1 pseudogene is annotated in these 414 nt (G+C 58.0%); it reads right to left on the bottom strand.

The window, feature by feature from the left end:
- Nucleotides 1-218: 218 nt before the first annotated feature.
- Nucleotides 219-414 (bottom strand): annotated as a pseudogene (locus EN884_RS38295) (NAD kinase); the annotation flags it as partial.

Below are 414 nucleotides of genomic sequence, written 5' to 3'. Positions count from 1 at the left end.
GTCGTGGTGTCTGAGGACAAGTGTTGTTGTCTTTGGCTGGTTCGGGGAAGCGCAACGGCGTCTAATGGCGTCGCGGCAAGCGCCACGCGCCTGCAAGATCGGTATTGCAATTAGGAGCAAGCCCTCGATTTGTCAACAGAAACGGGCAGCAATGGCACGATTGTGAAGTTGTAACCTTAATCGGGATGCTTAATCGACCTGTCGGTCGCAGAGCCGGCTCAATAGCGGAACTGTTCGGCGAGAATACGCTCGTTCCAGGAATGATTGGGATCGAACAGCAACGTTGCTGTCGCCGTGGGTGATTCTCGCACCGTCACCGAGGTCACCGCCTTGACCTCGGTATGGTCGGCGGCGGCGTTCACCGGCCGCTTTTCCGGCTCGCGGATGTCGAAGCGCACCGTCGCTTTGTTGGAG

Origin of the sequence: Mesorhizobium sp. M7A.F.Ca.AU.001.01.1.1, assembly GCF_004022735.1 — a bacterium.
Taxonomy (GTDB): Bacteria; Pseudomonadota; Alphaproteobacteria; order Rhizobiales; family Rhizobiaceae; genus Mesorhizobium; species Mesorhizobium ciceri.
This window is presented reverse-complemented; position numbering and strand designations above follow the sequence as displayed.